Origin of the sequence: Caballeronia sp. RCC_10 (assembly GCF_041360715.1) — a bacterium.
GTDB classification, from domain to species: Bacteria; Pseudomonadota; Gammaproteobacteria; order Burkholderiales; family Burkholderiaceae; genus Caballeronia; species Caballeronia grimmiae.
The window spans coordinates 218,282-231,851 of the sequence record NZ_JBFUPT010000007.1 but is presented as its reverse complement, the minus strand read 5'-3'; the positions used below and the strand labels follow the sequence as shown (position 1 = coordinate 231,851).

Below are 13,570 nucleotides of genomic sequence, written 5' to 3'. Positions count from 1 at the left end.
CGACGAGCGTGGACACATGAATACCGGCACGCCCGCGCTCTGGATTACCGCCGCGGGCCTTGGCGCGTTTCATGGCGTCAATCCCGCCATGGGATGGCTCTTCGCGCTCGCCCTCGGACTCTATGCGCATAGCAAGCGCGTGGTGCTGCTATCGCTCGTGCCGATCGCGCTGGGGCATGCACTATCCGTTGCGCTCGTCCTGGCGGGCGTGCTCACGCTGGGATCGTTCGTCAGTCACGAGACGCTTGCGCGCGGCTCCGGCGTGCTGCTGATCGGCTGGGGCGCATGGCGCGCATGGCGCGCGTGGCGCGGGCATCGCGGCCGTCCGGCGGTCGGCATGCGCACCGGGCTGGCCGGCCTCGCGCTGTGGTCGTTCGTGATGTCGAGCGCACACGGCGCGGGCTTCATGCTCGTGCCTGCGCTATTGCCGTTCTGCGGCAGTGCGACGAATAAACCATCTGCGGGGGCGTTCGAAGCAGGCGCGGTTGCTCTGTCGCTGCATACGGTGGCGATGCTCGCCGTCATCGCCGGCATCTCTCTCTTTGCGATGTCAGTGCACGAGCGCACAGGCCTCGCCTTCTTGCGAAGCGGCTGGATCAACCTCGATTGGCTATGGAGTGTGGCCCTCATCGCGTGCGGCGTGTGGCTCTTGCTATAACGTCGATATCCCCCTGAGACGAACGCCGTGATGGCGGACACCGGCAGAAGTTAGGCGGGCAACGCCTACCGACGGCGATTGCGCGGCACCGTGCGTCGCTGCAATATCGTCGAAAACGGCCAGAAAAAAGATCATTCGATCACGAGTCAATAAAAAACAGGGGACTTCGAATGCGCGAGATTTCATACGCAGAACAGACCGTCAATTCCGGCAACCCGCTCGCGCGTTTTGCGCATCGCACGCGAATGACGATGGCGACCGATCTCGTCACCGGCCTCTGCCCGATGCGCGGCACGGTCGTCGATTTCGGCGCGGGTCCGGGGCTCTTTCTGCATACGCTCGGCGAAGCGCGGCCCGACATCACGCTCATCGGTCACGACAAGTTCATGGCGCCGACGTTTCCTGAAGTCCGTTACGCGGAATCGCTCGATGGCGTGGCACCGCACAGTGTCGATGTGCTGACGTCGTTCGAAGTCTGCGAGCATCTGTACGAAAGCGAACTCGACGCGCTGCTCGACGACGCCGCGCGCATTCTCAAGCCGCATGGCGCGCTGCTGATCTCCGTGCCGATCATGTACGGCCTCGCGATCGCGCCGAAAGTATCCAACTGGATGATTCGCAGCCGCTCGCTGAAGTCCGAGTACTCGCCCGCTGAAGTGCTGAAGTCGATGGTCGGCATTCGGGTGCAACGCCCTGAGAATCCGCGCACCACGCATAAAGGCTTCGATTTCCGCGAGCTGCGCGCGATCGTCGGCGAACGCTTCGCCATCGAAGCCGTACACGTGAGCCCCGTCCCGCATGCGCCGTGGTGGATTAGTTCGCAATACTTCATGATTTGCCGGCCACGCAAACACGCCTGAACGCACCAAATTGCTTTACTCTCGCGCCGATACTTCATCGGCGCGGGGCAGGCTGTCCGCGCTCCATCCTCCGCCCAACGCCCTCACCAGCGCAACGCTCGCAGCCATTCTGCGCTGCTGGATACGCACCGCCGCGCGCTGATCCGACAGCACGGTGGCCTGTGTCACGACGACATTCAGATACGTGATCGCCCCGTTTTCGTAGCGATTGCCGATTTTGTCGAGCGCGCGCTTCGCGGCATCGACGGCTTGCGATTGTGCTTCGCCTTCGCGACGCAACACGTCCAGCGCATTCAGGTTGTCTTCGACCTGACCGAACGCGGTCAGCACCGTCTGCCGATAATCCGCGACGCTCTCGTCATACGCGGCACGCGCCGCATCGCGGGCTGCCGCGCGGCCGCCAAAGTCAAGCGCCGTGAACGCGAGCTGCGGCCCGAGCGACCAAAAGCGGCTCGGCGCCATCAGCCACGAACTGAAGCGCGTCGCTTCGAGACCGCCGGTTGCGGCCAGCAACAGGTTCGGAAAGAATGCAGCCGTCGCGACGCCGACGCGCGCGTTCGCCTGAGCGATGCGCCGTTCGGCCGCTGCCACATCGGGGCGGCGCTCCAGCAACGCCGATGGCACCGACAGCGGCAACGCGGCAAGCGCCGCGCTGGGATGCGGCACATGATCCGCATCGAGCGGCGCGACATCGAGTGCGAAGGTCGAAGGCGGCTCGCCGATGAGAATCGCGATCGCATTGACGAGACTCGCGTGCGTGGTTTCAAGCTCGATCGATTGCGCCTGCGTTGCGCGCAACTGCTCCTCCGCCTGCGCCACATCGGACTCTGCCGCCACACCGCCCGCGAAGCGATCACGCGTCAATGCAAGCGCCTTTTCGTAGGCTTGCAGGGTTTCCTTGAGCAGGCGCTCGTCTTCGACCGTGCCGCGCAGATCGAAGTAGTTCGTCGCAAGTTCCGCCTGCATCGAAAGGATGGCGTTCTGCAGATCCGCCGCGCTCGCCTGCGCTTCTGCTCGACCGCCTTCGACCGCGCGTGAAATTCGGCCCCACAGGTCCGGCTCCCATGAGATTTGCGCCTCGACGAGATAGTCCGGCACGGTCACGCCCGCGCTCGATCGATACGACACATTCGACGATACCCGCGACTGATTGAACGACGCATTGGCCGTGATGGTCGGAAAGAACGCCGAGCGCGCCTGACGCACCGCTGCACGCGCGCCGCGATAACGCGCGGCTGCGGCGGCCACCGTCTGATTCGAAGCGGCCACGCGATCTTCCAGTGCGTTCAGTTGCGAATCGCCATAGACCTCCCACCACGGTGCGCGCGGCATCGCGTCCGCAGGTTGCGCAGGCTTCCAGTCTTGCGTCGATACGGGTACGTCCGCCGGCATGGATGACTTGAACGAAGCCGGCGTCGTCACATCGGGCCGCCTGTAATCGGGACCGACGGTGCAAGCGGCCATTGTCATGGATAACAGCGACAGCGTGAAACCCGCATGCATGCGCTTCATGATGCCTGACCGCTCTTCTTTGCATGCGCCTGCCCGATGCGCACCGTTGCACCATCGACGATGGAGTCCGGCGGATTCACGATCACGCGCTCATCTCCCTTCAATCCCGATACGATCGACACGCGCGTGCCGTAGTCGGTGCCAAGCGTAATGGGCAGCAACTTGACGCGATTGTTCGCATCGACGCTCGCCGCATGCACGCCATCCGGCCTGAACAACAGCGCATTGCCGGGCAAGGTGTAAGACGCCGTCGCGCTCGTCAAATGAAAACGCACTTGCGCATAAGCGCCCGCGAGCAGTTCGCCGGTCGGCTTCTTCACGTCGACCTCGACGCGCATGGTGCGTGCTACCGGATCGACCGCACCGGCCGTGCGCACCGTCACGCCTTCGAACTTGCGGTTGCGATCTTCGTTCAGCAGCAATTCCGCCGGCATGCCGACCGTCACCATGCGCGCATACGTCTGAGGCACATCGACGAATACACGCAGCGTCGCCGCGTCCTGAACATGGAACAACTCGCGGCCCGCCGCACCGCTGCCCGCATCGATCAACTGGCCGACATCCGTGTTGCGCGCGGTGACGACGCCATCGAACGGCGCATAGATCTTCTGAAACGAGACGAGCTGTTCGAGCCGCGACACGTTCGCCTGCGCCGCATTCAGCGACGCCTCTTTCGCGAGCATGTCGCCGTTCTTCTCATCGGTTTCCTGACGCGATACCGAATTGTTCTTCGCCATCTGCGCCCAGCGGTCCGCCGTGCTTTTAGCGAGCAGATAGTTCGCCCGAGCGGTCTGCGCATCGGCGCGCGCCTGACGCAACTGATCGTTGATCTCGGGTGCATCGATCTCCGCAAGCAACTGACCTTTCTTCACCTTGCTGCCGATGTCCACGGTCCAGCGCTTCAGATAGCCACTGGTGCGCGCGAAGATCGGCGCATCGGAAAATGCGCGGATATCGCCGGCGAGCAACAGGTCCTGCGTCGGCTTCATCTGCGTGGGCTTGATGACTTCGACCGTCAGCATGCCGTGCTCGGCTGCATCGCGTTGAAGTTCCGCGTGCTCGGCATGGCGGGACCAGATGCCCTGTGCGACGATGCCCGCCACGATCAACAGCGCGATCACGAGCAACAGGCGTCCTCGCCTGCCGGTCGCCGAACGTTGCGTCAACTGCTCTTCCATTCATGCTCCGTCTGTTCAGGAATGTGCTTTCTGCATGCGTGCGTCGCGTTCCTTGCGTGCCTCGATGCGCTTGTAGACCATCGAAAACACGACGGGCACGAAGAACAGCGTCGCCACGGTGCCCACCATCAGCCCGCCGATCACCGCGCGCCCGAGCGGCGCATTCTGCTCGCCGCCTTCGCCGAGACCGATCGCCATCGGCACCATGCCGATCATCATCGCGAGTGCGGTCATCAGCACGGGACGGAACCGCGTATAACCCGCTTCGAGCGCGGAACGCAGGGCATCGCCATGCTCGTCGAGCGCGGAACGCGCGAAGCTCACGACGAGAATGCTGTTGGCGGTCGCAATGCCGATACACATGATGGCGCCGGTGAGCGCGGGAATCGACAGCGTCGTATGCGTGAGAAACAGCATCCACACGATGCCCGCGAGCGCGCCCGGCAACGCGGTGATGATGATGAACGGATCGAGCCACGACTGGAAGTTCACGACGATCAGCAGATACACGAGCACGACAGCGAGAATCAGCCCGAGCGCGAGACCCGAAAACGACGTGTTCATCGTTTCGACCTGGCCGCGTATATCGATGGACGAGCCCTTCGGCAATTGTCCGCGCGATTCATCGATGATGCGTTGCACGTCGTCGGATACCGCACCCAGATCGCGGCGTTCCGTGGTCGCATAGAGATTGATGGTGGTCTGCGCGTTGTAGTGATAGACGACTGCATCGCGCGAGCTGCGCGAAAGCGATGCCAGCGCACCGAGAATGTTCGTCTTGCCGCTCGCCGACGTCACCGGAATATTGGCCACCGATTGCAGTGAATTCATGTCGTATTGCGGCGCGGTCGTGATCACGTTGTAGCTCACGCCATTGACCGGATTGAGCCAGAACGTCGGCGTCGTTTGCTGGCTCCCCGACAGCGTGATGAGCAGATTATTCGCAACGTCGCGCTGTGTGAATCCCGCTTGCAACGCTTTCGTGCGATCGACTTCGACATTGATCGAGGGAAGATCGGAGGGCTGCTGAATGCGTGCATCGACGAGACCGGGGACGCGACGTATCTTCTCCAGCAAATGATTCGCGAAGTCGCGGTTGCCGCGCACGTCGCGCCCGGTGATCGCGATATCGATCGGCGCGGGCAAGCCGAAGTTGAGGATCTGACTCGTGATATCGGCGGGCAAGAATGAGAACGTCACGCCGGGGAACTCTTGCGGCAAGCGCTTTCTCAGCATGCGGATATAGTCGTCGGTCGGCGCATGATCTTCGTTGAGGCTGATGAGCACATCCGCATCGGCGGTGCTCACGGTGCCCGTGTTGTTATATGAGAGATTGATGCCCGATACCGGCAAGCCCATGTTGTCGATGATCGAGCGGATCTCGTTGCGAGGGATCAGCTCGCGTATGCGATTGTCGACACGATCGGTCAGCACGGCCGTCTCTTCGATGCGCGTGCCTGTCTTGGTTCGCATGTGCATCGCGATGACGCCCGAATCGACCGATGGAAAGAAGTCGCGTCCCAGGAACGGCGCGAGTGCAAGCGAGAGGAGACAGCAGGCGAGAAAGAGCGATGCAAAGCGGCCCGGATGCACAAGCCGCGCTTCGAGAAAAGCGCGATATCGGCCGCGCACCGCTTCGAAACGCCGCTCGAAACCCAGATGAATCCGCACGAAGAGATTGCGCGAACCCTTCATCGATTCGACATCGCCGCCCATGTGTTGGTGATGACGCAGCAGATACTTAGCCAGCGTCGGAATGAGCGTGCGCGAGAAGAAGTACGACGCGAGCATCGCGAACACGACGGCCTCGGCCATCGGCACGAACAGATAATGCGCGACGCCGGTGAGCAGGAACATCGGAATGAATACGATGCAGATGGAGAGCGTCGAGACGAGCGTCGGCACGGCAATCTGCTGTGCGCCATCGAGAATGGCTTGTTCGAGTTCCTTGCCCTGTTCCAGATTCTGACTGATATTCTCGATCGCGACCGTCGCATCGTCGACGAGAATGCCGACGGCCAGCGCAAGACCGCCCAGCGTCATGATGTTGATGGTTTGGCCGATTGCGGAGAGCGCGACGATCGACGTCAGCATCGATAGCGGAATGGAGATCGCGATGATGAGCGTCGCGCGCCAGCTACCGAGAAAGAGCAGCACCATCAGCGCGGTCAGTCCGGCTGCGATGACCGCTTCGCGCAACACGCCGGACACCGATGCGCGCACGAACAACGACTGGTCCGCGACCGGCTCGATCTTCAGCGATTCAGGCACCATGCCGCGCAAGGCCGGCAGAAGATTCTTCACGCGCGCGACGATATCGAGCGTCGATGCGTTGCCGCTCTTGTTGATCGTCAGAAGCGATGCGCGCGTGCCGTCGACGCGCACGATGTTGGTCTGCGGCTGGAAGCCGTCGCGGACATGCGCGACGTCCTTAATGTAGATCGTGCCGCCGGGACCGGTGCGGATCGGGATATCGTTGAGTCCTTCCAGCGTGCTCGGGCTTGCGTTTAGGCCGACTGAATATTCCATCGAGCCGATCTTCGTCGTGCCGGTCGGCAGGATGAGGTTCTGCGCACTGATCGCATTGACGACATCGGTCGGCGCGAGGTTCTTGGCCTGCAGCTTTTGTGAATCGATATCGACCATGATCTGCCGCTGCTTGCCGCCATACGGCAACGGCACGGATGCGCCTTGCACGGTCGCGAGCTGCGTCTTCAGAAAGCTATTGCCGAAGTCATAAAGTTGCTGTTCCGTGAGTTCGGCCGACGACAACGCGAGGCGCAGTATCGGCACCGTCGACGCATTGAAGCGCAGAATGTTCGGGGGCGTAATGCCGGGCGGAAGTGAGCGCAACTGCGTCTGCGAGAGCGCGGTGATCTCGGCGATAGCTTCATCGACGTTCGCGTTCGGCTGGAAATAAATGCGAATGACCGCGATGCCCGGCAACGATTCCGATTCGATGTGTTCGATGTCGTTGACCGCAACTGACAGACCGCGTTCGTAGTTCAGCGTGATGCGGCGTTCCATCTGATCCGGCGGCAGGCCGTTGTAACTCCAGATGACGCTGACGACCGGTATGTCGATGTTCGGAAAGATATCGGTAGGCGTGCGCAGGATGACGAGCGGGCCGATAATTAGCAACAGCAGCGACAGGACGATAAACGTGTACGGACGCCTGAGCGCGAGTCTTACGATCCACATCGAAATTCCGCCTGCCCCGTTGGGTTTGTTCTGCGCGCTGTGTTGTTTCGCCCTGCTCGATGGTCTCGATACGATGACACAGATGAAGCTTACAAAACAAATCGCGCAAACGGTTGCGAGGGTTTATGCGGAAGGTTTTCTTTAGATCAATGCGTTGCTTCGCGTCGAATGGCGTCAGTCGTGCCGCGTAGCGCGGCTTGGCGCGGCTTCACCCTTCGTTCCTGCTGAGCACAACTTGTCACCCGTGACATGAAACGGTCAGCCGGCTGTCAGCGAGGCGTTTTGCATGCGGCGTGCTGCATGCCGCATGCAAAACGCAATTTCAGTTCGCCGGGATCGTCACCACCGGCGCCTTCGACGTATCGGTCACTTCCGCGAGTGCCATCAGGTTCTGCACGACGGTGAACGCGTACTTCGAGTCGAAGTCGCCCCGATCGATCCAGTACTGCGATTTGTCATAGAGCACGCCTACGTACGCATCCTGTGGCGCTTTCTCGCCGACCTTCACGACGATGGTCGGCCGCGTTTCGCCGCCGATCAGCCCGATCGTCGGCTTTGTCGCGCCGGTTCCGACTTGCGCGTCGGGCACGGGAATCTGCGCACCGAGATCCGTCAGGATGCCGAATACCGAGCGCGTCACCATCGGAATGCGATCCTTGTCCGACGACTGGCCGTACACGATTTCATACGTCTTCATCTTCGGCGACAGGTGAAGCAGCTTGCGGACGAGCGCGAGATCGTCGACGGTGGCCTTGTTCGAGCCGCTGCGCGTCGCGGCGAGCGTGATGTACACGCGCCCCGCGTGGTCCTCGTTGCGCGATTCCACGTTCAGTTCGCCCGCCAGTTGCAAACGCCTCAACGCCTGAATCAACAGGAAGAACTCCGGCGCGCCCGACGCGTTCGGCCCGCCGAGCGCGTTGCCGTTCTGCAGGCCTGCGATCGATTGCGCGGTGATTCGCAGCAGCAAGTCGATCGGCATGCCACTCTCCGCAAGCGGCAGCACGAGCGTCGGCGACAGCGGCCGGATGTACGCGCTGGCGTAAGCGTCGCCGGTCGTCGGGGTGAAGGTGAACGTCGGGTGATTCGAATACGACACGCTGCCCGTGGCCTGTGCATAGTTCGGTTGCGCGCCCGATCCTGCATTCAAAATTGCACCGCCGCTTGCATCGAAGTTATAGGCCGCGATGATGCTGCTCACGGTCAGAAACGACGGCGCATCGGCAAAACGCAGACCGACGATCGCAGCAAGAATTTCCCGCTTCTGGGCATCGCCCAGTGCGCGGGCGTAGTCGACCTGATCGGCCTTCAGGCGTGAAGGGCCAAGGCTGGAACAGCCTGCCGCAAGAAAGGAGGCGGACAGAACGGCAATGGACAAGGCTTTCGTGGGGATCGTGCTGGCTAAGGTCCTGATCATGGGCTCGGAGTGGATTGTGCGAGGAGCATCGTCGGCACGGAGTCGGCGGAACGTCGCGGCAGCGCAGCAATTTGCATACCGAATGCAGAACAGTCGAATAGGAAACGCTCAGCTTGTTATGCTGCATCGACTGTCTCGCGCTGAGACCATCAACAGGAAACCGTCATGCTGGAGTTGAGACCTGGTTGTGAGTGTTGCGACAAAGACCTGCCGCCAGATTCCGCCGAGGCTCGAATCTGCTCTTTCGAATGCACTTATTGCGCGGACTGTACGACGCGCGTGCTGAACGGAAAATGCCCTAACTGCGGCGGCGAACTCGTGGCCCGCCCACGTCGCCCGGTCGGGAAGCTCGCCAACAACCCGGCATCGACGAAGCGGGTTTTCAATCCGGCTTGCGCGCAGCAGAACTCAAATTGATGTCACGAAGCGCCGTCCGTGCGCTTCGCCGCCGCGCTGGCTGGCGGCGCCTTATGCTTTGCGGGCGCGATATGCCGCTTCGCTTCCGCATGCTGCGCAACGAGCGCGTCGAGCCGGTCCTGAGCGAACCGAGGTCCGTCGTCGCGTGCATGGGCAACGACTGCGGCCGATGCAGCGGCAACCAGAAGAATTCGGGCGAAGTGCTTTTGCATGATTCGCTCCACGAAAAGACTGCTCTGTAAATCTTCAGCATCGCACTTCCACACGGCTCGCGCTCTGTCGTTTCCGACAAAATCCAGCGCGGTCACGCCGTTCGTGAACGGGCGCACATGAAGCGCTTGCATGCCTGGCGCCGATTTCCTATCTGTTAGGACACAAGGCCACGCCCCGGAGACCAACATGACGAAACTCGCCCTTTTCTTCGATGGCACTTGGAACGAGCCGAACGACCGCACCAACGCGTATCTTCTCTACAAGCTTGCGCCCGAGTCCGATGAACAGGAAACGCTTTACGTACCCGGCGTCGGCACGCAGGGCAATGGACTCTTCTCTCTCGCGAACAAATTTCTCGGCGGAGCCTTCGGCGACGGCCTCTCCGACAACATTAAACACGGCTATGCATGGTTGTGCGAGCGGTACAGGCCTGGCGCATCGATTTATATCTTCGGGTTTTCGCGCGGGGCGTACTCGGCCCGTAGTCTCGCCGGCCTGATCCGCAAATGCGGACTGGCAAACGACTGGAGCAACGATTCGATTCGTCAGGCTTACGGCATTTATCGCGATCAGGGCGTCAGTCCGGAAGACGCATCGGTACAGGCGTATCGGCAGCAATTCTCGCGTGAAGTCGATGTCGCGTTCATCGGCGTGTGGGATACCGTCGGTGAACTCGGCATTCCGATCGGCGGTCTCTCCGTACCCGGCTTTTCCAGCTACTACCGGTTTCACGACACCACGCTCTCGAACCGCACAAAAGCCGCATATCACGCGGTCGCCGCCAACGAATACCGCTCGCTTTACAAGCCGACCTTGTGGACGCCCGGCGCGCAAGATCGCGGCACACTGCCACTCGAACAACGCTGGTTCGCGGGCGCGCATGCAAATGTGGGCGGCGGCTACGTCAGCCCGCCCCGCGATCCGGCCGACCTTCTGCCGCTGATTCCTGCCGAATGGCTGCGGCAAAAAGCGGAATCGCACGGCCTTACGTTCGACAAACCGATCGCCATCCCCGATGCCGCGTACGCGTCGGCGCCGATCGATTCCTACACCGAGTTCACCAGCAAGAATCCGCTGCTTCGCGATGTCTGCCAGAAAGAGCCGCGCGCAGCGGGCGCGGCGCTGAACGAAACGATCGATCCGAGCCTCTTCGATCGGCTCGATGCGCCCGGATTCCTCGATGCGTATCCCGCCTTGCGCGAGCAACTGCGCGGTTTGCCGCTCGGTCAGTAAGGCAGGTGCCCTCGCATCAGAAAATGTGAGGCGGCGTGCGATCCACCATATCGCGTGGCAGGGTTTCGTCGAGCTCGAACTCGACGTTCGGGAAGTCCTGAAGACGCCCGCTCACTTCCGCTTCGCCCTCGCTCGTGAAAAGACCATCGAGGTAATCGAACGTCAGCTTGTCGACCAGCGCCTTGAGCGCAAGCTCCGGGCTGCGCTTCGGCTCGACGGCGATTTCGTCGACATCGAGACGCGCGCAGAACTGGCCGTTACTCGAATCCATTGCGCCGATGTCGATCACCTTGCCGTCGACGTTCTGCGCGAGTACACGCTGCTCCACCGCGAAAAGCCGAAAAGGACGCGCGAAGCCGGGGGCGTCACTGCCTTGCACTGAACTGCCCTGTTTCGAGTTGTCTTCTGAAGTCATGGCGATTTCTCCTTCGATGCGTTCATCGAAGCCATGCAGCAAGGTACGCGCCCGCGCACCATGCAGTGCAGCATCGCGCGGAGTTCCCTTGAGCGGCTGGCCGTTCTACAGTTCGTGCAGTGTTCAACGCAACGCAACGCAAAAGGAGCAGCCAGTGGACGGATACATGAGCTCAAAGGTCGCAGTCATCACAGGCGCCGGCCGCGGACTCGGACGCAGCACCGCGCTGAAGCTCGCGCAACAGGGTGTCGGCATCATCGGCACATGGAACAGCGACGCCGCGTCAGCCGAAGCGGTAGCCGGCGAGATCGAGGAACTGGGCTGCAAGTGCGCGATGCTGAAGCTCGACGTCAGCCGATCCGAAACCTTCAGCGATTTCGGCGATGAAGTGTGCAAGGCGCTGGAGCAGACGTTCGAGCGCACGAACTTCGATTTTCTGGTGAACAACGCGGGAATCGGCGTCCATGCGTCCTTCGTCGATACGACGCCTGAGCAGTTCGACAGGCTCGTCGACATTCACCTCAAGGGACCGTTCTTCTTGACGCAGACGTTGCTGCCGTACCTGCACGAGGAAGGAAGCATTGTGAACGTGTCCAGCGGACTGACGCGTTTCGCGCTGCCGGGCTTCGCTGCGTACGCCGCGATGAAAGGCGGCATCGAAGTACTCACCCGCTATCTCGCGAAGGAACTCGGTCCGCACGGCATCACGGTAAACACCATTGCGCCGGGAGCGATCGAAACGGATTTTGGCGGTGGAACAGTGCGCGACGATCAGGATGTGAACGACTTCGTCGCACAGAACACGGCGCTCGGGCGCGCGGGCGTGCCGGACGACATCGGCGGTGCGATTGCGGCGATGCTGTCCGAGGGCAATCGATGGATGACCGCGCAGCGCCTGGAGGTGTCGGGCGGCATGTTCATCTGACGCGCGAGGCGTCGGGGCAAAAAAAACCGGACGCCGAGGCGTCCGGTTTTCTCGTGAAGCGAGTACGGCTTAGAAGCGGTGGATGATGCCCACGCCTGCTGCGAACATGCTGCGCGATGCGGACGGCGCACCCTGGAAGCCGTCGCCGATCGATGCGTTTGCTGATGCCTGACGAAGGACGCCGCTCGACGGGTAGTACAGCGTGTTCCCGTTGGCGCGCTGGAACGCTTCCAGTGCATACAGGCCAGTACGCTTCGACAGCGAGTAGTACTGGGACAGATTGAACTGGTGGTAAGACGCTGCGTCGGAGATGCCGTTCGCCTTGCTGGCCCACGTGTAGCTATAGCCTGCTGCGAAGTCCCATGCCGACGAAGCCTTCCAGTGCAGAACGCCGCCCGCCGTGTTGAAGACAGCCTCGTCGGTGAACTGCGAGTTGATGCCCGGAATGTACTGAACGTTCGTGTACGTCAGCGAGATATCCCACGCACTGTTGAACGCATAGCCGCCGGCGACAGCGAAGCGCTGTTGGGCCTGCGCACGCTGATAACCCGACGTGATCGCGGAGACGCCCGGCTGGCCGGCACCCGTGGTGTTCGTGGTGTCGTTAATCGTCGTCGAGCTGCCGCTATAAATGCCGCCGCCAGCAGCCGCGTTGTTGATGCGCGAGAACGCCACCGTACCGCCGACCGGGCCTTGCTGATATTGCACCGCTGCCGACCACGTCGAACCCTGGTACGCGCTGCCCGGAACGCCGGCGAACGAGTACGAGCCACTTGCTGTAAAGCCGTAGAGCTTCGGAGTCGTGTACACGATCGAGTTATTCGCGCGGTAGATCGTGTCGAGGCCGTCCACGTCGCCCGGATGCGCGCCGAAGTAGCCCGTCAGCCAGTTCGTCGGGCTATACGGAGCGAGCAGCGTGTAGTAGGACGTGTACTGACGACCGAGAGTCAACGTACCGTAAGCCGGGTTCGTCAGACCGATCCAAGCCTGGCGGCCGAACATCGCGTTCGAGAATTGCTGCGAACCGCTGTTGATGTCGAAGCCCGATTCCAACTGGAAGATGGCCTTATTGCCGCCACCGAGGTCTTCAGCACCCTTCAGGCCGAAACGGCTTCCGGCCCAGATGCCCGAAGCCATCTTGACGTTCGACCGACCTGCATTCGTGCGCGCCAAATTCGTCTGGCTGCTCTGATAAACGATCGAGTCGTCGACGATACCGTACAGCGTCACGCTGCTTTGCGCGAAAGCCGGTGCAGCGGCTGCGAATGCGGTCGCGGCGATGAGCGCGGCCTGGGTCTTTTTGAAGCCTTTCATTTCTTCTCCTCTTGCATCGTGCGGTATGGGCGAACTGTGCATGGCCGACATCGAAACCGGGACCGGGCAACGCTCTCCCGTTACATCGACCGTAACTTTTATCGCTGGCAAGTGTATGGCTTACCGATGGAATCCGAAAGAATCGCGCGCGCTGGTGTCGTTTTTTTTCACCGCATGGTTAACCAGTATTTGCGAGTAGGCAAATATTCGGCATTCAGTCACGAACATGA

General features: G+C 61.5%; 12 protein-coding genes. 5 read left to right on the top strand and 7 right to left on the bottom strand.

Going from position 1 to position 13,570, the window contains the following annotated elements; translation table 11 throughout:
* Nucleotides 1-16: 16 nt before the first annotated feature.
* Nucleotides 17-658, top strand: a complete 642-nt coding sequence (locus tag AB6804_RS15720; protein ID WP_370887200.1) for a hypothetical protein — start codon at nucleotides 17-19, stop codon at nucleotides 656-658.
* Between the two features lie 170 nt (nucleotides 659-828).
* Nucleotides 829-1,518 (top strand): class I SAM-dependent methyltransferase, encoded by a 690-nt coding sequence (locus AB6804_RS15715; protein ID WP_370887199.1) that lies wholly within the window; start codon nucleotides 829-831, stop codon nucleotides 1,516-1,518.
* A gap of 15 nt (nucleotides 1,519-1,533) precedes the next feature.
* Here AB6804_RS15715 and AB6804_RS15710 read toward each other — a convergent pair whose 3' ends face one another.
* The 4 genes from AB6804_RS15710 to AB6804_RS15695 all read right to left on the bottom strand — a co-directional run bounded on the left by AB6804_RS15710 (nucleotide 1,534) and on the right by AB6804_RS15695 (nucleotide 8,823).
* Entirely contained in the window at nucleotides 1,534-3,030 is a 1,497-nt protein-coding gene (locus AB6804_RS15710; protein WP_370887198.1) for an efflux transporter outer membrane subunit, read from the bottom strand.
* Nucleotides 3,027-4,208: an efflux RND transporter periplasmic adaptor subunit gene (locus AB6804_RS15705; RefSeq protein ID WP_370887197.1), complete on the bottom strand. Its 1,182-nt coding sequence runs from the start codon at nucleotides 4,206-4,208 to the stop codon at nucleotides 3,027-3,029. Before AB6804_RS15705 ends, AB6804_RS15710 begins: the two co-directional genes overlap by 4 nt.
* 15 nt (nucleotides 4,209-4,223) lie before the next feature.
* Entirely contained in the window at nucleotides 4,224-7,409 is a 3,186-nt protein-coding gene (locus AB6804_RS15700) for an efflux RND transporter permease subunit (protein WP_370887196.1), read from the bottom strand.
* A 322-nt stretch (nucleotides 7,410-7,731) separates the two neighbouring features.
* On the bottom strand, nucleotides 7,732-8,823 hold the full coding sequence (locus tag AB6804_RS15695) for a hypothetical protein (protein ID WP_370887195.1): 1,092 nt from the start codon (nucleotides 8,821-8,823) through the stop codon (nucleotides 7,732-7,734).
* Between the two features lie 165 nt (nucleotides 8,824-8,988).
* Between AB6804_RS15695 and AB6804_RS15690 the strand changes: the two genes are divergently transcribed.
* The gene (locus AB6804_RS15690; RefSeq protein ID WP_370887194.1) at nucleotides 8,989-9,240 is read left to right on the top strand and encodes a DUF1272 domain-containing protein; all 252 of its coding nucleotides are present in this window, start codon (nucleotides 8,989-8,991) and stop codon (nucleotides 9,238-9,240) included.
* A gap of 2 nt (nucleotides 9,241-9,242) precedes the next feature.
* Here the strand turns inward: AB6804_RS15690 and AB6804_RS15685 are convergent, their stop codons facing one another.
* A complete protein-coding gene (locus AB6804_RS15685; RefSeq protein ID WP_370887193.1) occupies nucleotides 9,243-9,452 on the bottom strand; it encodes a hypothetical protein in 210 nt (69 codons plus the stop codon).
* Nucleotides 9,453-9,639: 187 nt separating this feature from the next.
* Between AB6804_RS15685 and AB6804_RS15680 the strand changes: the two genes are divergently transcribed.
* Nucleotides 9,640-10,686 (top strand): DUF2235 domain-containing protein, encoded by a 1,047-nt coding sequence (locus AB6804_RS15680; RefSeq protein ID WP_370887192.1) that lies wholly within the window; start codon nucleotides 9,640-9,642, stop codon nucleotides 10,684-10,686.
* Nucleotides 10,687-10,702: 16 nt separating this feature from the next.
* Here the strand turns inward: AB6804_RS15680 and AB6804_RS15675 are convergent, their stop codons facing one another.
* Entirely contained in the window at nucleotides 10,703-11,101 is a 399-nt protein-coding gene (locus AB6804_RS15675) for a hypothetical protein (protein ID WP_244794679.1), read from the bottom strand.
* Between the two features lie 166 nt (nucleotides 11,102-11,267).
* On the opposite strand from AB6804_RS15675, the gene AB6804_RS15670 reads away from it, so the two are divergent.
* The gene (locus AB6804_RS15670; RefSeq protein ID WP_370887191.1) at nucleotides 11,268-12,026 is read left to right on the top strand and encodes an SDR family NAD(P)-dependent oxidoreductase; all 759 of its coding nucleotides are present in this window, start codon (nucleotides 11,268-11,270) and stop codon (nucleotides 12,024-12,026) included.
* A 69-nt stretch (nucleotides 12,027-12,095) separates the two neighbouring features.
* On the opposite strand, the gene AB6804_RS15665 is transcribed toward AB6804_RS15670, so the two are convergent.
* Nucleotides 12,096-13,340, bottom strand: a complete 1,245-nt coding sequence (locus AB6804_RS15665) for a porin (protein WP_370887190.1) — start codon at nucleotides 13,338-13,340, stop codon at nucleotides 12,096-12,098.
* Nucleotides 13,341-13,570: the final 230 nt, after the last annotated feature.